Source organism: Streptomyces sp. NPDC059861, assembly GCF_042731435.1.
GTDB lineage: Bacteria > Actinomycetota > Actinomycetes > Streptomycetales > Streptomycetaceae > Streptomyces.
Genome location: NZ_JBHWJQ010000034.1, coordinates 1 through 17,081, shown reverse-complemented (window position 1 = coordinate 17,081; position 17,081 = coordinate 1). Strand labels below are relative to the sequence as shown.

At 69.8% G+C, this 17,081-nt stretch carries 19 protein-coding genes and 1 tRNA gene; 13 read left to right on the top strand and 7 right to left on the bottom strand.

Annotated features, from left to right (window positions below):
- Nucleotides 1-47 precede the first annotated feature (47 nt).
- A complete protein-coding gene (locus ACFV6X_RS26405; RefSeq protein WP_385387399.1) occupies nucleotides 48-1,559 on the bottom strand; it encodes an MFS transporter in 1,512 nt (503 codons plus the stop codon).
- 158 nt (nucleotides 1,560-1,717) lie between these two features.
- Between ACFV6X_RS26405 and ACFV6X_RS26400 the strand changes: the two genes are divergently transcribed.
- A complete protein-coding gene (locus ACFV6X_RS26400; protein ID WP_385387397.1) occupies nucleotides 1,718-2,470 on the top strand; it encodes a TetR/AcrR family transcriptional regulator in 753 nt (250 codons plus the stop codon).
- A gap of 255 nt (nucleotides 2,471-2,725) precedes the next feature.
- Here ACFV6X_RS26400 and ACFV6X_RS26395 read toward each other — a convergent pair whose 3' ends face one another.
- Nucleotides 2,726-3,115 carry a DUF6344 domain-containing protein gene (locus ACFV6X_RS26395; RefSeq protein WP_385387395.1) on the bottom strand — a complete coding sequence of 130 codons (390 nt, stop codon included), beginning with the start codon at nucleotides 3,113-3,115 and terminating at the stop codon, nucleotides 2,726-2,728.
- A 372-nt stretch (nucleotides 3,116-3,487) separates the two neighbouring features.
- Between ACFV6X_RS26395 and ACFV6X_RS26390 the strand changes: the two genes are divergently transcribed.
- The gene (locus ACFV6X_RS26390) at nucleotides 3,488-3,616 is read left to right on the top strand and encodes a DLW-39 family protein (RefSeq protein ID WP_003999697.1); all 129 of its coding nucleotides are present in this window, start codon (nucleotides 3,488-3,490) and stop codon (nucleotides 3,614-3,616) included.
- Between the two features lie 147 nt (nucleotides 3,617-3,763).
- Complete coding sequence (locus tag ACFV6X_RS26385) at nucleotides 3,764-5,152, top strand: hypothetical protein (protein WP_385387501.1); 1,389 nt, start codon at nucleotides 3,764-3,766, stop codon at nucleotides 5,150-5,152.
- Nucleotides 5,153-5,354: 202 nt separating this feature from the next.
- On the opposite strand, the gene ACFV6X_RS26380 is transcribed toward ACFV6X_RS26385, so the two are convergent.
- Both ACFV6X_RS26380 and ACFV6X_RS26375 read right to left on the bottom strand, forming a co-directional pair.
- Nucleotides 5,355-7,136, bottom strand: coding sequence for a protein kinase (locus ACFV6X_RS26380; RefSeq protein ID WP_385387393.1), 1,782 nt, complete (start codon nucleotides 7,134-7,136; stop codon nucleotides 5,355-5,357).
- Between the two features lie 90 nt (nucleotides 7,137-7,226).
- Nucleotides 7,227-7,775, bottom strand: coding sequence for a DNA-binding protein (locus tag ACFV6X_RS26375; RefSeq protein ID WP_365449609.1), 549 nt, complete (start codon nucleotides 7,773-7,775; stop codon nucleotides 7,227-7,229).
- A gap of 182 nt (nucleotides 7,776-7,957) precedes the next feature.
- Between ACFV6X_RS26375 and ACFV6X_RS26370 the strand changes: the two genes are divergently transcribed.
- Nucleotides 7,958-8,030, top strand: a tRNA-Ala gene (locus tag ACFV6X_RS26370).
- 592 nt (nucleotides 8,031-8,622) lie between these two features.
- Here ACFV6X_RS26370 and ACFV6X_RS26365 read toward each other — a convergent pair.
- Nucleotides 8,623-9,336: a DUF5324 family protein gene (locus ACFV6X_RS26365; RefSeq protein WP_385387390.1), complete on the bottom strand. Its 714-nt coding sequence runs from the start codon at nucleotides 9,334-9,336 to the stop codon at nucleotides 8,623-8,625.
- Nucleotides 9,337-9,662: 326 nt separating this feature from the next.
- Between ACFV6X_RS26365 and ACFV6X_RS26360 the strand changes: the two genes are divergently transcribed.
- Nucleotides 9,663-10,196 (top strand): peptidylprolyl isomerase, encoded by a 534-nt coding sequence (locus ACFV6X_RS26360; RefSeq protein ID WP_385387388.1) that lies wholly within the window; start codon nucleotides 9,663-9,665, stop codon nucleotides 10,194-10,196.
- A 187-nt stretch (nucleotides 10,197-10,383) separates the two neighbouring features.
- Nucleotides 10,384-11,268: a rhomboid family intramembrane serine protease gene (locus ACFV6X_RS26355; protein WP_385387386.1), complete on the top strand. Its 885-nt coding sequence runs from the start codon at nucleotides 10,384-10,386 to the stop codon at nucleotides 11,266-11,268.
- A gap of 325 nt (nucleotides 11,269-11,593) precedes the next feature.
- Here the strand turns inward: ACFV6X_RS26355 and crgA are convergent, their stop codons facing one another.
- Nucleotides 11,594-11,848, bottom strand: coding sequence for a cell division protein CrgA (gene crgA / locus ACFV6X_RS26350; RefSeq protein WP_365457356.1), 255 nt, complete (start codon nucleotides 11,846-11,848; stop codon nucleotides 11,594-11,596).
- A gap of 141 nt (nucleotides 11,849-11,989) precedes the next feature.
- Between crgA and ACFV6X_RS26345 the strand changes: the two genes are divergently transcribed.
- Genes ACFV6X_RS26345 through ACFV6X_RS26320 form a run of 6 tightly spaced genes read left to right on the top strand, consistent with a single transcriptional unit; the run spans nucleotide 11,990 to nucleotide 16,275 of the window.
- Nucleotides 11,990-12,769 (top strand): DUF881 domain-containing protein, encoded by a 780-nt coding sequence (locus tag ACFV6X_RS26345; RefSeq protein ID WP_385387384.1) that lies wholly within the window; start codon nucleotides 11,990-11,992, stop codon nucleotides 12,767-12,769.
- 21 nt (nucleotides 12,770-12,790) lie between these two features.
- Nucleotides 12,791-13,483, top strand: a complete 693-nt coding sequence (locus ACFV6X_RS26340) for a class E sortase (RefSeq protein ID WP_385387382.1) — start codon at nucleotides 12,791-12,793, stop codon at nucleotides 13,481-13,483.
- A 54-nt stretch (nucleotides 13,484-13,537) separates the two neighbouring features.
- Complete coding sequence (locus ACFV6X_RS26335; protein ID WP_365457347.1) at nucleotides 13,538-13,699, top strand: hypothetical protein; 162 nt, start codon at nucleotides 13,538-13,540, stop codon at nucleotides 13,697-13,699.
- Nucleotides 13,696-14,334, top strand: a complete 639-nt coding sequence (locus tag ACFV6X_RS26330) for an aminodeoxychorismate/anthranilate synthase component II (protein ID WP_385387380.1) — start codon at nucleotides 13,696-13,698, stop codon at nucleotides 14,332-14,334. Before ACFV6X_RS26335 ends, ACFV6X_RS26330 begins: the two co-directional genes overlap by 4 nt.
- Nucleotides 14,331-15,509, top strand: coding sequence for a class E sortase (locus ACFV6X_RS26325; RefSeq protein WP_385387378.1), 1,179 nt, complete (start codon nucleotides 14,331-14,333; stop codon nucleotides 15,507-15,509). The genes ACFV6X_RS26330 and ACFV6X_RS26325 overlap by 4 nt, the downstream gene beginning before the upstream one ends.
- Before the next feature lie 13 nt (nucleotides 15,510-15,522).
- Complete coding sequence (locus tag ACFV6X_RS26320) at nucleotides 15,523-16,275, top strand: class E sortase (RefSeq protein ID WP_385387376.1); 753 nt, start codon at nucleotides 15,523-15,525, stop codon at nucleotides 16,273-16,275.
- A gap of 85 nt (nucleotides 16,276-16,360) precedes the next feature.
- On the opposite strand, the gene ACFV6X_RS26315 is transcribed toward ACFV6X_RS26320, so the two are convergent.
- On the bottom strand, nucleotides 16,361-16,504 hold the full coding sequence (locus ACFV6X_RS26315; protein ID WP_385387374.1) for a hypothetical protein: 144 nt from the start codon (nucleotides 16,502-16,504) through the stop codon (nucleotides 16,361-16,363).
- Between ACFV6X_RS26315 and ACFV6X_RS26310 the strand changes: the two genes are divergently transcribed.
- Complete coding sequence (locus tag ACFV6X_RS26310; RefSeq protein ID WP_385387372.1) at nucleotides 16,503-17,015, top strand: spore-associated protein A; 513 nt, start codon at nucleotides 16,503-16,505, stop codon at nucleotides 17,013-17,015. The two genes, ACFV6X_RS26315 and ACFV6X_RS26310, sit on opposite strands and share 2 nt — an antisense overlap.
- Nucleotides 17,016-17,081: the final 66 nt, after the last annotated feature.

Sequence of the window (17,081 nt, the reverse complement as noted above, 5' to 3'; positions counted from 1 at the left end):
CGCCTCCCGCTGGAGGAAGCGCCCGCCGCAGTCCCGTTCCGGTCGGCTCAGGTGAGCAGCTCCGGTTCCTTGGCCGGGTGCTGGGCCGGGGCCGGGTCGGCCGGGCTGCTCGGCCCGCGGTCGCGCATGACCAGCGTGGCGAGGAGAGCGGCGGTCAGGACGCCGATCGCGCTCAGCGTGAACGTCGTGGACATGGAGGAGGTGAAGGCCTCGCGGGCCGTGTGGATCAGGGCGGGGTCGGTGGTGGCGAGGGCGCCGGTGATGGACTGCTTGGCCTGTTCGGGGGCGTCGGCCGGCATGGCGTCGCCGTAGCCGCCGGCGAGGAGGGTGCCGAGGATGGCGATGCCGAGGGCCGTGCCGGCCTGCTGGATGGTGTCGTTGAGGGCCGAGCCGACGCCGGCCTTGTCGGCGGGGATGGTGCCCATCAGGGCGGCGACCGCGGCCGGCATCGCGAGGCCGGCGCCGAGGCCCAGGAGGGCGAGGGCGACCGCCGGGACGGTGAAGCCGGTGTCGGCCGAGACCGTGGCCAGCAGGCCGAAGGACGCGGCCATGACGAGCATGCCGGCCAGGATGACGAAACGATTGCCGATCTTCTCTGCGAGCTTGACCCCGGCCCCGTTGCCGACGAGGGCGGCGACGGCCATCGGAAGGAAGGCGAGGCCCGCCTTGATCGGCGAGTAACCGAGTACGAACTGGAGGTACTGGGTCAGCACCAGCAGCAGGCCGCCGTTGCCGATCTGGACCAGGGCGAGGGAGAGCGAACCGCCGCTGAAGTTGCGGTGCTTGAACAGAACGAGCGGCACCATCGGGGAAGGCGTGACGTTCTCCCAGATCACAAAGCCGATCAGGGCGACGGCGGCGATGGTCACGGTGACGGCGGAGCGGCCCTCGAAGGCGCCGTGCTGCGGGATCTCGATGATCCACCAGACCAGCGCGGTCATGCCGACGGCGGAGAGCAGCGCGCCGAGCGGGTCCGGCTTCTGCCACGGCGCCCGGGACTCCGGCATCAGGGTCAGACCGGCGATGACCGCGAGGACGACGACCGGGACGTTGATCAGAAAGATGGACTGCCAGGAGAAGTGGTCGATCAGTACGCCGCCCAGCACCGGGCTGCCGACCAGACCGAGCATCGACACCGAGCCCCAGGCCGCCATCGCCCTGCCGCGCTCGTCCTCGTCGAAGACGGTGATGAGGATCGACAGCGTTGAGGGCATGATCAGCGCGCCGCCGACCCCCATCGCGATGCGCGCGGCGATGACCTCGCCGGGGTTGTCGCAGTAGGTCGCGGCCAGTGATGCCGCGCCGAAGAGCACCAGGCCGATCAGCATCACCTTCCGGCGGCCGAAGCGGTCGCCGAGACTGCCCGAGGTGAGCAGGAGACCCGCGAAGACCAGGATGTAGGAGTCCAGGATCCACTGGGTGTCCTGGGCGCTCGCGCCGATGTCCTCCGTCATCGAGGGCACCGCGACGGTCAGCGCCATGCTGTCGACCACCAGGACCAGCGTGCTCAGGCAGAGCACGACGAGGATCCACCAGCGGCGCGGATTACGGGTTTCCATGGCCGTTCCTTCCGGGTTCGGGCTCTGCTTTCGCCGTCTCTGCGTACAGCGTTCCTGCGTGTGCGAACACTGTACGCAGAACGGAACAGTGTTCGCAAGGGAAGGTTTCTGTACGCTTGATGCGCACGCCGTACGCACGGAGCCACCCGAGGAGCGCCATGGCAGCCAGGACCAGCAAGAAGTCCGACTCGAAGCCGATCCCGTCGGTGTGGGCCCGGCAGCGGAGCGAACCGGACCAGCCCGCCTTGAGCAGGGACGCGATCGTCCGTGCGGCGGTCGAGGTCCTGGACACCGAGGGCGTCGACGCGCTCAGCATGCGCAAGCTCGGCGCCCGCCTGAACGCCGCCGCGACCTCCCTGTACCGGCATGTCGCCACCAAGGACGAGCTGATGGAGCTGGCCGTCGACGAGGCCGCCGCCGAGATCCACGTACCGCCGGCCGACAGCCCCGACTGGCGCGCGGCCGTGACGGAAGCCGCGCAGTCCTTCCGTACGACGGCCCTACGGCACCCCTGGCTGTCCTCGGTGCTGGGCCAGGCCGGCCTCGCCTACCTCGGACCGAACCTGATGTCGTTCTCCGAGCGGCTCGCCGCGCTGTTCGCGGGCGCGGGGTTCGCGGAGCCGAGCCGGGCCATCGACACCCTGCTGTCGTACGTCATCGGCATGAGCTCGACCGAGGCGGCCTGGCTCATCACGGTCGCCCGCTCCGGCGAGACCGAGGCCGACTTCATCGCCCGCCTCATGCCCGCAGCCCAGGAGGCCACTGCCCCCCACGCCCACCTCGTTGCCACCGGGCATGAGGACGCCGTGGCCGCCGGCACGGATCCTGCCGCGCTGCGGGACGACAAGTTCGCGTACGGCCTGGAGGTGGTCCTCGACGGGCTGGCGCTGCGGTTGCCGCAGGGGCGGTGATGTGGCAGGGGGGATGAACGACAAGAAGGTGCTCGGCAGGAGACGGGTCGGCAGGAGACGGGTCGGCAGGGGTGCCGCGTCCGGAGGGGGCGCGGGCGGGCAACACGAAGGCCCGGCCACTGTGGGGAGTGGCCGGGCCTCGGCTTGGACGCGGGGTACGCAAGTTCGCCGCGACGACAGGGTGAAGAGAGAGGGATGGAAGGGGTGGGGGGAGCAGGAGGAGCAGAAGGGATAAGAGGAGGCGCTACGGCGACCTCAGCGCTGGAGGGGCATCGACTCGGGGCCGGAAGCGAGGGGTGTCTCCGCGTCGCAGTCGTCGGTCCGCGCGGCGGTGGCGGTCTCCGGGGCGTCGGCGGAAGCGGTCTGGTCGGTCTCGGCGAGCGGGCGGTTCCGGCAGCTCGGGGACTTTCCGTGAGCCTCGGCCCGGATGCGCTGTTTCATCGTGGGGGGCAGTGACCTGGCATGTACCCAGGCCCAGGGAGACATCGTCGTCGGCAGTGTGATGCTCGCGGCGCTGTTGCGAGCCGGCTCGGGCTGCGGTACTGCCGCCGAGGCGGAGGTGGTGATGAGTCCGAGCGCCGTGAACAGCGCGAGAAAGGCGGTGACGAGGACGTTCCACAGTTTCATGACCGAGTTCCGGGCCATGGCCCCTCACTTTCGGGTTGGGCGATTTGCGTACTTTCCTCATGATGTGTATGAGGCTCGCGAAGTGTTGGACCAACGCCCACGGCGCGTGGATCTTCCGATGAACACCACCCGGATGGACGCAAGAGGTCCGAAAAGCCCTGAAAGGGGGAGGGAGGCGGCGAAGACGGGGCAAGTTTCACCGTCCGTGAGGAGGTGATCACCCCCGGATCGGGGTGGCGTCGTCCGCTCTGAGTGCGCTTCCGGCTCCGCTTCTAGTGCGCGGTTCCGGTGGGAAGTTGGGGCGCCCACGCAGGTCACCGATCGATATCGGCCGGTGTGTATAGTCGGGCGCCAGAGGTCCCCTACGTCAAGGAAAGACGAGGTCGCGCGGTGAAGAAGCTTCTCCTGGTCGCACTGGCCGCCATCGGCGGGCTCCTCGTGTACCGCCAGATCCAGGCGGATCGCGCCGAGCAGGATCTGTGGACGGAGGCGACTGACTCCGTGCCCACGGGTTCGTGAGTACCGACAACCGAATCTGAACAGACCCCGGCCGCCTCGCGGTCGGGGTTTTGCGTGTATGCGGGTGCTCGCCGAGGGACCCGCGGGGCAGGATGTGCCAGGCACGGACGATTCGAGGTCGGAACTCCCGGGGGTGGGTTGCACGTGATCGGGCGGCGGTGTACAGCGTGGGGGCGCGCGGTGGCTGGGGGGCTGCCGGGGGTGCTGTTGGTGCTGCCGGGTGCGGTGGGGCTGGTAGGGCTTTCGGGACAATCGGGGCTTCCGGGACTTTCCGGGGTTGCCGTTGCTGCTGGGGCGACGCCGAGTGGGTCGTCCTCCGCGTCCGGGTCATCTTTGTCGCCCTCCTCCTATGCGTTCGCGGAAGACGCCCGGACGGTCCCCGCCGCCGGGGGTACCACCGACGCCGTACGCCTGGAGCCAGGCCGTACGTACCGGAGCACCCTGCCGGGCAGCGGCGAGGCGTACTACCGCCTCGTACTCGACGCCACCTCGAACGCGTACGTCTCCGCCACCGCCGTACCCGACCCGGACGCCACCGTCTCCGCGATCGAGGGCATCAAGGTGTCCGTGCAGGACGCCGACGGCAGGTCCTGCTCGTCCGAGACGACCACCTTCGGGGCCGCCCGCAGCCCGCATCCGATCGCGGCAGGGGGCTCGCGAGAGGCCGGCGGGACTCGCTGCCAGGGCGCGGGCACGTATTACGTGGTCGTCGAACGCGCCGGGACGGCGGACTTCGCGCCGGCCGACTGGGATCTGGAGCTCACCGCGGTTCAGGAGCCCGGGCTGGCGCAGGGCGGTGCCACGGAGGCGCCTCAGGACTGGGACTCCGGCACGCCCGCACCGCCCACGGACGAGCCCCAACGGCGCCGGGGCGGCGCCGGTTTCGCTACGGCGGCCTCCCTGGGGCAGGGCGTCTGGACCGACGACATCGCACCCGGGCAGACGCTCTTCTACGAGGTCCCGGTCGACTGGGGACGGCAAGTGTCCGCCACGGCCGAGCTCGGCACGGCCTCCGCAGATTCCGGCTACGTGAGCAGCGCGCTGGACTTCTCCCTCTACAACCCGGTGCGCGCCTTCGTCGCGGACAAGAGCGTCGGCTACGACGGCAAGCAGCGGACCGCCGCCCTGGCTCCGCTTCCGCCGGTCGACCACGCCAACCGTCACTCCTTCACCGGCCGTGTGAGCGCGATGCGCTTCGCGGGCTCCTATTACCTCGTCGTGCACCTCTCCGCGGAGGTGACCGAGAAGTTCGGCGACGGGCCCTTCGGGCTGACGTTGCGGGTGGGGATGAAGGGGGACGCGCAGGGCGGGCCCGGCTATGCAGGGCAGTCCGTGCCGGAGGGCCTGTTCGCCGTGCGGGGAGGGGGCCTGGGCGGCGGTCCGGGGGCCGCGGTCGGTGGTGCGGGGGAGAGAGACGGCGGTGACGGGGCCATGACGGCCCTCGCCGTGGGCGGGATCGGAGCGGGCAGCCTGATTCTCGTTGGGCTCGGTGCGTGGACGGCTGCGACGCGGAGGAGGACGGGGGGCGCGGGGTAGGCGGGCTGCCGGGCAGTCGGGAGTCGGGTCGCCGGTTTCTCGGGTGGCCGGTCAGGCGTGTGGGCGGGTAGGCGGCGGCGTGATGGCGTCCATGGCAGGCCGGGCGGGGGGCCGCGGGCCTGGCGAGGCCGGGCGGGGGGCCGCGGGCCTGGCGAGGCCGGGGCGGAGGGCCGCGGGCCGGGGGGCCGGATACCGGTGCCCGTCAGATGCGGGTCAGCGCCCAGAACCCCACGGCGTAGCAGAACAGCGCGAGCAGGAGCAGTGGGACCACCGCCTTGGCGGGTGGGCCGGGGCGCCGGGCGGCGCGTCGGCCGGCCCGGCGATGTCCGGCGGGCGGTCGTGAAATCGAGGGCACCGAAGGCGGAACCTGCGGGCCTTGAGCGGTGTACGAAGCAGTAGAGACATCAGCGCGCTGCGGTGACATCGAGGGGGCCTGGAGGGGCGCCGAGCTGGGATGGCGCGGCGCGTGCGGCTGGGGGGAGGCGAGGGAAGGGTGCTGTGGTCTTGGGGAGGACTGGGGCTCTGGGTAGTGCTGGGGTTGCTGTGTGCCGTGCTGCTGCTGGTGCTGCCCTCGGGGCTCTGCGGGGGATCGGCGAGTGGTGACCGTCGGCTGAGGCGGGGGGAGGTGGAAGCTGCCGGTGTCGGACATGCCGGCCGGCTGCGCGGGCGCCGCCGGCTGATGCCGGGGATCAGTGGGTACGTCCATGGCGCCGGCCCGGCCTGTCACGGAAGCCGTGCCGGGCCACGGGTCCTCGGATGCGTGGCCGTCCGTCACGCCGGGCGGCAGCGAACCGCCGCTGCTCAGCTGCGGTCCCTCGGGGGCCATCGGACCGCTGCCCGCTCGCGCTACCTCGGGCGGCAGGGAAGCGTTGCCCGGACGCGGGTCTTCGGCCGGTACGGAGCCTCCCCCTGGAGGGAATCCTTCGGGCGGTGCGGAGCCGTCCCCTCGGAGCGAGCCTTCGGGCGAAGGGCCGTCGCCTGCCGCCCGCGCCACCTCGTGCGGTGCGGAGCCGTCCCCTCGGAGCGAGCCCTCGGGCGCCCGACCACCGCTTCCGCCTCGCGAGGCCTCGGCCGACTCCACCGCCCGAGCCCCACCCCCCGGCGTGAGCGGCCCGCTCGCCCCGAACCCCTGGGGCAGTGGCCCGACCTGGTCGAAGATCTCGATCTGCTCGTCGTCAGGGCCAGACTCCGGCAGCAGCTCGGCCGCGGCGGCGAGCGCCTTCCGCGCCCCCGTGGCCGTGCGGAACCGAGCCACCGGATCCGGCTGCAACAGCGAGGCCACGACCTGCCACAGCGGCTCCGGAATGCCTGCGGGCGCACCCGGTGTCCCGTGCTCGGCGAAGTACTGGACGAGCGCCTTGGCATCCGGCTTGGCGCCCTCCAGCAGATACAGGGCGACCAGCCCGACGGCGAACAGGTCGGCCGGGAAGTCCGGTTCCGCGCCCATCATCTGCTCGGGCGCGAGATACCCGGGCGTCCCCACCACGAGGTTGGTCTCGGTCAGACGCGGTTCGCCCAGCCGCATGGCTATCCCGAAGTCGGACAGCCGCAGCCGCGGCCGCCCGGTGCCGGTGGCTTCCAGCAGGACGTTGGCGGGCTTGATGTCACGGTGCACGACGTCTTCCGCGTGCACCGCGGCCAGGCCCGACAGGAGCTGGTCGAGGAGGGTGCAGACGAAGGACGGCGGCAGGGGACCGTAGTCCCCGACGACATGGACCAGCGAACCGCCGGCGACCAGGTCCATGGTGAACAGGACCTTGTCGTCGTCGGCGGCCCAGCTGGCCGGTGCGAGGACATGGGGGTGATCGATCCGCAGTGCCTGCTCGCGGACGAAGCGCAGCAGGGAGTGCGCGTCGCGCTGTTGCAGCACCTTGGCGGCCACATAACGACGGCGGCGGTGGTCCCAGGCGCGCCACACGGCGCCCACTCCTCCGCGTCCGATCGGGTCGACCAACTCGTAACGCCCGGCGAAGATCTCACCCATCGCTGTGCGCCGCTCCTCCCCCTGCGGTCCCCTTCAGTCCCAGTTCAGTGCAGGCTTCCCCCGTTGCCTGCCCCTCGACGGGCCCCCGGTTCAGCTCTGGTGCGACTGGTAGTGCGCGACGGCGTCGGAAGTGCGGCCTGCGCCGTACACCCGGAGGAACTCTGCCAGCTCAGGGTGGGTCGGGGCGAGGGTGTCCGCGGCGTCGATGATGTCTCCCGCGGCGGCCACGGACCGCAGCAGGGACTGGATCTCACGGACCACCCGCTTGACCGTCGGCGCTCCCGAACTGTTCGTCGTATGTGTGGTGTTGCTGAGCACCGAGCCCCCCTGGGACTTCTTGATCTCGTCCATCCGGTCGGTGGCCTCGGCCGCGCTCACACTGCCGTCCGCCACCTGTGCGGCCAGGTCCTGGAGCAACTGCACCCGCTGGACCACGGCCGGATTGCCGATCTTCGCCCGCTGACCGCTCATCAGCTGGGACAGCATCGGTGCGGACAGTCCCAGCACCCCCGCGAGACGAGCCTGGTTGAGGCCAAGATCGTCGATGAGCTTACGGAAGAGCGCCCCCAGCGGCTCCCCGTACCAGTTCCGCTGCAGTTCCCGCGCTCTTGCGGTGGCTTCCTGCTGTGCGGCGTCCATTGCGTCTCCCCATCGCTTCCCCTAAAACGGCGGTTCGCTGTCGCGAACCACGCCGAGCATCTTACGGAGAGTGGTCGTTCACGGGGACCCCCCAATCTTTTTGCGAGATGCCGGGGGTGACCCGCTACTCTGGTCTGCGGCGCTGCCGGTACGCGGTACTTCCGGCGGATGTCCCTCTTCCCGGGGCCTTAGCTCAGTTGGTAGAGCGCTGTCTTTGCATGGCAGATGTCAGGGGTTCGACTCCCCTAGGCTCCACACCACGAAAGCCCTCTGAACTGCGGAAACGCGGTTCAGGGGGCTTTCTTTTCGTTGGGAGGGACCGGCCGCACTCCGGCAGGGGGCGCGCCCTCGTTCGTCTCTGATCGATCCGATGTCCGCGGCGCCGAACCAGCTCGGCAGCCTTACCCGGCGGCTGCCCCCTTGGGCATCCCTGCTCGGCGGAGGCGCCCTGCCCCGGTGATCGGCCTCACGCCCGCCCCCCACCCTCCGGCCCTGATCGCCCTCGCCCGTCCGCGACCCGGAGACAGGCAGAGCCCGGCCGCCCGAGAATCAGCCGGCCCCGGACTCAGCCGACCCCGGACTCAGGCGGCCCCGGACTCAGCCGACGCGAGTCCCAGCCGAGCGGCGCCCAGTTTGCGCAAACTCCCCCCGCTGATCCCCGCAGCCGTACCGTGACGAGGCATGAGTCCTGCTCACCATTGCATCCGCGATCACTCTCCTCCTGCGGACACAGCACCCCGCCCTCACCAAGTCCTTGACCGCAGAGCTCAGTTGGTTCCACGTGAAACATCATTGTGGGGCGGGCGACCCTCAGGTCACCCGCCCCACAGTTGCTGGCGATCTCGGCTCAGCCGCGGTCGTCGCGGTTTGCGGCCTCGTCCTCGGCCTGCTTGGCCTGTACCTCGGGGTCCAGGACGGACTGACCGCTGCCGTCCACCGACGTGAGCCGGCCGGATTCGGAGACCTCGGTCGCGGCAGGGGGCTCGACCAGCCAGTCGGGGTTGGCCTGCTTGTCCCACCACTTCCAGGCGGCGAAGGCGCCGCCCGCGAGGACACCGACCACGGCCAGCACCTTCACGGCCCGGCCGGCCTTGGCCCGGCGCTCGTGCTTGCGGACGAGTTTCTGGATCTCCTTGGGCGAGACCTGGCCGCGCAGCGCGGCCAGTGCGGCCGTACCCCGGGCCGCGGCCTCGTCCTTGACGGGCCCGGCCGCGGCCACTGCCTGCTCGATCCTCGGCAGGGAGTAGTCGGCGGCCTGACGTGCGGCCTCGCGGGCGCGGGCGGCGGCCTCATGGGCGGCGTGGTCGACCTTCGGCGGCACATGCGAGCGGACCTGGTAGCGGGCCTGCTCCACGTGCGGCGCGAGATGCGACGCGTACTGGACGCGAGCCTGCCCAGTGGCCTGCGACACCTTGGGCGCGAGCCGTACGCGTGCCTCGTGTGCGTAGTGCGCGGCCCGGTCCTTGGCCGTGTCGGCGTAGGGCGCCACCACTTCCGCGGCGTGCAGCACGCTGTCCCTCGCCGAGCCGGTCGCGGCGCGCACGCTGTCGATGCGGGTCACGGGTTTCCTCCTCCTCGGTGGCGTACGGTATTTCGACTTTCCACCCTTTTACGGATCATGCATGTCGGAGAGCGATGCGGCATGCGAGGGCGGGCATCCGGGTCACGATTGCGGTGCAATAGCGGATGAACGATGAACAAGGGGCAACAGGAGCTTGTCGTCGACAATGCCACGGATCGGGGCTCAGCGCCCGTGTCACGGGGCGACTAGGCAGGAATTCCGCAAGCGGGACGCCCGGATACGCGGCTGTCGGTGGGCGTCGGGCGACGCCGGGCGTGGACCGTGCGAGGATCGTGGAGTCACAGGAAGACAACGGAAGGCAGATCGTGGCTGAGCAGCTTTACGCCACCCTGAAGACCAACCACGGCGACATCGCGGTTCGGCTGTTCCCGAACCAGGCGCCGAACACGGTCAAGAACTTCGTCGAGCTCGCCAATGGCGAGCGGGAGTGGACCAACCCCGCGACGGGTCAGAAGTCCACGGACAAGCTGTACGACGGCACGGTCTTCCACCGGGTCATCAGCGGCTTCATGATCCAGGGCGGTGACCCGTTGGGCAACGGCACGGGCGGCCCGGGCTACGAGTTCGGGGACGAGTTCCACCCGGACCTGCAGTTCGACAAGCCGTACCTGCTGGCCATGGCGAACGCCGGCCCGGGCACCAACGGCTCGCAGTTCTTCATCACCGTCTCCCCGACGGCCTGGCTGAACCGCAAGCACACCATCTTCGGCGAGGTCACCGACGCGGCCAGCCAGAAGGTCGTGGACACCATCGCGGGCGCCCAGACCAACCCCCGCACCGACCGCCCGCTCAACGACGTCGTCATCGAGTCGGTCGTCGTCGAGTCCCGCGAGGCCTGAGCCCGCGAGGCTTGAGTCCCACGAGGCCCCGCGGGGCCCCCGAGATCACGCACGGGCTCGGTCCCCGTCAGTGCCGAGGTCGGGCCCCCGCAGAGGGGCCCGAGACCTCCCGGTGGGGAACCAAACGCCCCGCTCGTCCGTAGAGATGAGCGGGGCGTTGCAGTGCCACGACGACTTAGGGGAGCTCATGGACCAGGCGCAGGGCAGTCAGCCGGACGCACAGAGCGCGCCTGTCTGCTATCGCCACCCGGGCCGCGAGACCGGTGTGCGCTGCACGCGCTGTGATCGTCCGATATGCCCCGATTGCATGGTCAGTGCCTCCGTCGGTTTCCAGTGCCCCGAATGTGTCCGCGGCGCCGCCGGCACCGGTCACGCGCCGAGCGCCTCCCGCCCCCGCACCCTTGCGGGCGGCACCGTCGCAGCCGATCCCCGGCTGATCACCAAGATCCTGATCGGGATCAACCTCGCGGTGTTCCTCCTCGTCCAGGCACGCCCGTCGGTGCTGAGCAGCCTGGTGCTGATCGGCGAGTGGCCGCCGGCCCCCTGGGGCCCGACGGAGGGCGTGGTCGAGGGCGAGTGGTATCGCCTGGTCACCTCGATGTTCACGCACGAGGCGATCTGGCACATCGCGTTCAACATGCTCAGCCTCTGGTGGCTCGGCGGCCCCCTGGAAGCGGCCCTCGGCCGGGTCCGCTACCTCACGCTGTACTTCATCTCCGGCCTCTCGGGCAGCGCCCTGACCTTCCTGCTGGAAGCCCCCACGACCGCCTCGCTCGGTGCCTCCGGCGCGGTCTTCGGGCTCTTCGGCGCGACGGCCGTCCTGATGCGTCGGCTGAACTACGATCTGCGGCCCGTCCTGGCGCTGCTGGCGATCAACCTGATCTTCACGTTCGCGGTGGGCGGCATCGCCTGGCAGGCCCACATCGGCGGCCTGGTCGGCGGTCTGTTCATCGGCTACGCGATGGTGCACGCCCCGCGTGAGCGCCGGGCCCTGGTGCAGTACGGCGTCTGCGCGCTGATGCTGGCCGTGGTGGTCGGTGTGACGCTGCTGCGAACGGCCCAGCTCAGTTGAGCCCGAGGGTTATCCACTGAGCTCGGCAGTTGTCCACAGCGTGTGCCGGATCTTGCGCATACTGTGCGGGAAAGCATGTGCCCCCTGTCGCAGACCGGTGTTTCCGCAGGTCAGGCAGGGGGCGAACAAGCATTCGGGGGATGGTGTGACGGTCGTACCGGCGTCAACGTCCGATGGGTTATCCACAGATCGTCGTCTTTTCCCCAGGTCAGGTGTGGAAATTCTCCCCGGGCTGTGGATAACTCAGCGGATAGCCATGGTCAGAACTCCGTTCACCGCCCGGTGGCCTGCCCTTCCACGGACCACGTCACCGGGCGGAGACCGGCTACTTCCACTGCGTGGAGACGCCGAATCCGGCCGCGATGAAGCCGAAGCCGACCACGATGTTCCAGTTGCCCAGCGACTCGATGGGCAGCGAACTGTTGGTCACATAGAAGACGACGATCCAGGCCAGGCCGACGAGGAACAGGGCGAGCATGACCGGTGCGACCCACGCACGGTTCGTCAGCTTGATGCTGGTCGCCTGCTTCGAGGGCGGCGGCGTGTAGTCGGCCTTCTTGCGGATACGTGACTTCGGCACGAGGGTCTCTCCTGTCGATGCGCTGCGTGGCCGCGCAGGGAACTGGGTCGGGCTCGGGGCAGCGTACAAGGGGACACTGAGCGCTCCCCCGGGCGTCCGTTAGCGTAGTGCTTCCGTGGCGCCGAAGGAGATAAGGGTACGTTGAGCAATTCTGCCGACTCCCCCGGGACGGGATCCAGCACTGAGCGCCGAGGGGCCTTCCGGCCCGTGCGGCTCCTCACAGCGGCCGTCTTCGCTCTCGCGGGCCTCATTTTCTTCACCAGCTTCCACACGGCCAAGGGCACCAACATCCGCACGGACGCGTCCCTGCTGAAGCTCTCGGACCTGATCCACGAACGCAGCCGCAACAACGGCGAGCTCGGCGAGGCCAACGCCGCCCTGCGTGAGGACGTGGAGTCCCTGGCCGACCGGGGCGACGGCAGCACCAAGGCGGAGGACGACAAGCTCGCCGCCCTGGAGAAGGAGGCCGGGACCCACAAGCTCACCGGAGAGGCGATCTCGGTGACCCTGGACGACGCGCCGCCGAACGCCACCGCCAAGCTCCCCGGCTACCCCGAGCCCCAGCCCGACTACCTGGTCATCCACCAGCAGGACCTGCAGGCCGTGGTGAACGCCCTCTGGCAGGGCGGCGCCAAGGGCATCAAGGTCATGGACCAGCGGCTGATCTCCACCAGCGCCGTGCGCTGCGTGGGCAACACCCTGATCCTCCAGGGCCGCGTCTACTCACCGCCGTACAAGATCACCGCGGTCGGGGATCCCGAGAAGCTCCAGCAGGCGCTCTCCGCCTCCCCGTCGATCCAGAACTACATGGTGTACGTCAACGTGTACGGCCTCGGCTGGAAAGTCGAGGAGAACGGCACGGTGACTCTGCCCGGCTACTCCGGCACAGTGGATCTGCGGTACGCCCAGCCCATGGAGTGAGCGCCTTCCCAGGAGCCGCCGGTGCGCCTAGTCGTCAGGACCGTCAGCGAACTGTGCATCACCGTCGGCACCGTGATCGTGCTGTTCGTCGTCCACGTGCTCTTCTGGACCGGCGTGAGGGCCGACACCGTCATGGACGACGAGATCGACCGGCTCGAAGGGCAGTGGGCCCAGGGCGAGGTCCGCCCGACGGACACGGGGGCCCCGGGCGCCCCCGCCGCGCCCCCGAAGCCGACGGCGTACGAGGACGGCCGGGCCTTCGCGATCATGTACATCCCGCGGCTCGGTTTCACGTGGAACAAGCCCGTGCTCGAAGGCACCGGCACCGGCACCTTGAAGAAGGGCCTCGGACACTACGCCGGTACCGCGCAGCTCGGACAGAAGGGCAACTTCTCCGTCGCCGGGCACCGGCGCACGTACGGCGATCCCTTCAAGGACTTTCCGCGGCTGCGGCCCGGTGACGCGGTGGTGCTGACGGACGGGACGACCTGGTTCACGTACCGGATCGACAAGGGGCCGTACAAGACCGTTCCGACGGACATTGAGGTGATCGACCCGCTGCCACGTAAGTCGGGGTACACACGGCCGGGCCGCTATCTGACCCTCACCACCTGCGAACCGGAGTGGGGCCACAGCCACCGCCTGATCGTCTGGGCACATCTGGATTCCACACAGCCTGTGGAGGCCGGGAAACCAGCCGCCCTGCGCCGTTAGTCTGGTGGCGTACGGCGTGAGTTTCTGGTGCCGTGGTGCGACGGAAGGGACGGCATGTACGGCTGGATCTGGCGGCATCTGCCGGGAAACGCGTGGATCAAGGCGTTGATCTCACTGGTGCTGATCCTGGCCGCGGTCTACGTCCTGTTCCAGTACGTCTTTCCCTGGGCCGAACCGCTGCTGCCCTTCAACGATGTGACGGTGGACAACCAGTGAGCGCGCGCATTCTCGTCGTGGACAACTACGACAGCTTCGTCTTCAACCTGGTCCAGTACCTGTACCAGCTGGGCGCCGAGTGCGAGGTCCTGCGCAACGACGAGGTCTCGACCGCGCACGCGGGCGACGGCTTCGACGGCGTGCTGCTCTCACCCGGCCCCGGCACGCCCGAGCAGGCCGGCGTCTGCATCGACATGGTCCGCCACTGCGCCACCACCGGCGTGCCCGTCTTCGGCGTCTGCCTCGGCATGCAGTCCATGCAGGTGGCGTACGGCGGTGTCGTGGACCGAGCGCCCGAGCTGCTGCACGGCAAGACCTCGCTGGTCGAGCACGAGGGCAAGGGCGTCTTCACGGGCCTGCCCACGCCGTTCACCGCGACCCGCTACCACTCCCTGGCCGCCGAGCCACCCACGGTTCCGGCCGAGCTCGAGGTCACCGCGCGCACGCACGACGGCATCATCATGGGCCTGCGCCACCGCGACCTCCCCGTCGAGGGCGTGCAGTTCCACCCCGAGTCGGTGCTGACCGAGCACGGGCACAGGATGCTGGCCAACTGGCTGACGGAGTGCGGCGACGAGGGCGCGGTGGCGAGGTCGGCGGGGCTCGCCCCGGTGGTGGGCAGGGCCACGGCGTGACCGCGCTGCGCCCCGAGCGCGAGTCCGGCACCGCCGCCTACGGCGACGCCGGCGACCAGGGCTCCTCGTACGGGCAGCAGCCGTACGAGAGGGCGGGTGCGTTGGGGGACTGGTACGGGCAGCAGCCGTACGAGGCGCCGGTGGGCGGTGCGCCGGGCCATTCACCGAGGGGCGGGGCTCCGGTGGACGACGAGACGATGGCCCTGCGGATACCGGAGCCGCCGGGCGGGCCCGGAGCGACGGGCACCGCGGCCGGCCGGGGCAGGACCGCACGAGCCGCAGGCGTCACAGGAGCCCCAGGAACCTCACCGGGCGCCGGGATGACCGGGACCGCTCCGGGTGGCCGGGCGGCCCGCAGAAAGGCCGCCAAGCGCCGCCACGGGCGCCATGGCGCCCACGCCGACCCCGCGGGCCAGGCCGGCTCACCCGGGGAGGCCGAAGGCGGCGGACGGAGCCGACCGCTCTCCCGCGTCGAGGCCCGCCGGCTCGCGCGGGAGCGCAAGCCCGGCGCCGCGGTCATCGCCAGCCGGCTGATCGGCGAGGTGTTCATCACCACCGGCGTGCTGATGCTCCTCTTCGTCACCTACCAGCTGTGGTGGACCAACGTCCGGGCGCACGCGCAGGCGGGGAACGAGGCCAGCCAGCTCCAGGACGACTGGGCGAACGGCAAGCGCAACCCGGGCGCCTTCCAGCCGGGGCAGGGCTTCGCGCTGCTGCACATCCCCAAGCTGGACGTGGTCGTGCCGATCGCCGAGGGCACCAACAGCGACAAGGTGCTCGACCGGGGCATGGTCGGTCACTACGCCGAGGGCGCGCTGAAGACGGCGATGCCCGACGACAAGACCGGCAACTTCGGGCTCGCGGGCCACCGCAACACGCACGGCGAGCCTTTCCGTTACATCAACAGGCTCCAGCCGGGCGATCCGATCGTCGTCGAGACCCAGGACAGGTACTTCGTCTACGACATGGCGTCGATCCTGCCGGTGACCTCGCCGAGCAACGTGAGCGTGCTCGACCCGGTGCCCCCGGGGTCGGGCTTCACCGAGCCCGGCCGCTACATCACCCTGACGACGTGCACACCGGAGTTCACCAGCAAGTACCGGATGATCGTCTGGGGCAAGATGGTCGAGGAACGGCCGCGCAGCAAGGGCAAGCCGGATGCGCTCGTCAGTTAAGGGCAGATGACACGTGGCAGCGACCACCGATCGCGAAGAGCACACCGATGCCGTTCCCGGGGCTCCCGAGCCACGGCGCCGCGGACCCGGGCGGATCGCCATGGCGGTCAGCGTCTTCGGTGAACTCCTCATCACCGCGGGCCTCGTGCTCGGCTTGTTCGTCGTGTACTCGCTGTGGTGGACGAACGTCCTCGCCGACCGCAAGGCGCACCAGGACGGCGACAGGGTCCGCGACCACTGGGCCACCTCCGAGCCCACCGGCCCCGGCCGGCTGGACACCAAGGACGGCATCGGTTTTCTGCACGTGCCCGGGATGAACAAGGACGAGATCCTGATCAAGAAGGGCACGTCCCCGGAGCTGCTCAACAACGGCGTCGCCGGCTACTACACCGACCCCGTGAAGGCGACCCTGCCCACCAGCGGCAAGAACGGCAACTTCTCGCTCGCCGCCCACCGGGACGGTCACGGCGCCAAGTTCCACGACATCCACAAGCTCGAGAAGGGCGACCCGATCGTCTTCGAGACGAAGGACAAGTGGTTCGTCTACAAGGTCTACGCCGTCCTTCCCGAGACCTCGAAGTACAACGTCAAGGTCCTCGACCCGATCCCCGAGGAGTCCGGCCGCAAGAAGGCCGGCAAGTACATCACCCTGACCACGTGCACCCCGGTCTTCACGAGCAGGTACCGGTACGTGGTGTGGGGGGAGCTGGAGCGGGTGGAGAAGGTGGACGGGGAGCGGACGGTGCCGGAGGAACTGCGCGGCTGACAGAGGTTCTTCGAGCAACTCTGGCCCCTGACATGGTGGAGGCCCGAATCCGCAACCTTCTTTTGCGGCTTCGGGCCTCTTTACGTCATGCCGTGATGAACTTCTGGACCTCGGGGCTGGTGACGCTCCGGTCCCGGTGGCCGCCCTGGACGACGACGTTGATGCAGCCGTCCCGAAGCAGCGGTTTGGCGATGCGGCGCTCGAGCGTGCGGCCGTTCATGGCGTCCATGGCGGCCAGCACCTCGCAGCACTGCCATGCCGTCGACTTGGGAGTTCCTCGCGGTGGCGCTTTGTCCACGACATCGCGCTCGCCCCAGGAGTCCGGCCGTGCGAAGGCGCGCGCTGCCAGTCTGAAGAAAATCACGACAGTTGCCGCCTCGCTCGGTGCCTTTACCGGTGCCGGGGTCGTGGCCGCACCAGCCGTATCCGCCGCGGCAAGCTACAACGGTGCCTGCGGCTCCGGTTATACGGTCGTCAACTCGGCCAGGATCAGCGGTATGGGCACCGTGTTCCTCACGTACAACGCGGCGAACGGGTACAACTGTGCCGTCACCATTCGTGACACCCCGGACACCTCCTCTCCGGAGCTGCTGATGGTCCGGCTGGAAAGAACCAACGACATCTACAGCGCCAAGGTTGACTCGGGCAACTACACGACGTACGCGGGACCGGTCTACCTCTCCGGCGGGGGATCCTGCATGTCCTGGCGTGGCGTCATCGTCCGCAACGATCTGGCCTGACAGAGCCAGCACCACGACCTGAGCCCCGGCACCCTGAGAAGGGTGCCGGGGCGCAGGTCGTGGTGG

Excerpts from the sequence above, each read along its gene's own strand:
- ACFV6X_RS26315 (WP_385387374.1), bottom strand. The coding sequence starts at position 16,504 with ATGGACGCCATGAACGGCCGCACGCTCGAGCGCCGCATCGCCAAACCG.
- ACFV6X_RS26380 (WP_385387393.1), bottom strand. The coding sequence starts at position 7,136 with ATGGGTGAGATCTTCGCCGGGCGTTACGAGTTGGTCGACCCGATCGGA.
- ACFV6X_RS26375 (WP_365449609.1), bottom strand. The coding sequence starts at position 7,775 with ATGGACGCCGCACAGCAGGAAGCCACCGCAAGAGCGCGGGAACTGCAG.
- ACFV6X_RS26400 (WP_385387397.1), top strand. The coding sequence starts at position 1,718 with ATGGCAGCCAGGACCAGCAAGAAGTCCGACTCGAAGCCGATCCCGTCG.
- ACFV6X_RS26395 (WP_385387395.1), bottom strand. The coding sequence starts at position 3,115 with ATGGCCCGGAACTCGGTCATGAAACTGTGGAACGTCCTCGTCACCGCC.
- ACFV6X_RS26335 (WP_365457347.1), top strand. The coding sequence starts at position 13,538 with ATGTACGGCTGGATCTGGCGGCATCTGCCGGGAAACGCGTGGATCAAG.
- ACFV6X_RS26405 (WP_385387399.1), bottom strand. The coding sequence starts at position 1,559 with ATGGAAACCCGTAATCCGCGCCGCTGGTGGATCCTCGTCGTGCTCTGC.
- ACFV6X_RS26310 (WP_385387372.1), top strand. The coding sequence starts at position 16,503 with ATGGCGGCCAGCACCTCGCAGCACTGCCATGCCGTCGACTTGGGAGTT.
- ACFV6X_RS26355 (WP_385387386.1), top strand. The coding sequence starts at position 10,384 with ATGGACCAGGCGCAGGGCAGTCAGCCGGACGCACAGAGCGCGCCTGTC.